Genomic DNA, 318 nt, shown 5'->3' with positions numbered 1-318 from the left:
TCGTTCCCGGCACCACCGACGCCGCCGTGGAGAAGCACGTCCCTGTCTGGACGGTGGAAAACGGCATCGTCCATGTCAAGGTCGGCTCCGTGGAGCACCCCATGCTGCCGGAGCACTATATCGAATGGGTATCTCTCCAGACCAAGCAGGGCAATCAGCGTAAGGAACTGCATCCCGGCGAAAAGCCGGAGGTCTGCTTCGCGCTCTGCGAGGGCGACGAGGTCGAGGCGATCTACGCCTACTGCAACCTCCACAGTCTGTGGAAAGCGTAATTCATCTTTCAAAAATCCGGTGCTTTTTTGAGCACCGGATTTTTTT

The 318-nt window shown here is 57.2% G+C and carries 1 protein-coding gene; it reads left to right on the top strand.

Translation table 11 applies throughout. The annotated features are described in order from the left end of the window. Positions 1 to 272 (top strand): desulfoferrodoxin family protein (locus GPK89_RS14060; protein WP_215694109.1); only part of this gene is annotated, 272 nt, incomplete at its 5' end. Positions 273 to 318 lie beyond the last annotated feature (46 nt).

This window comes from Gemmiger formicilis (genome assembly GCF_018784445.1).
Classification (GTDB): domain Bacteria; phylum Bacillota; class Clostridia; order Oscillospirales; family Ruminococcaceae; genus Gemmiger.
This window is presented reverse-complemented; position numbering and strand designations above follow the sequence as displayed.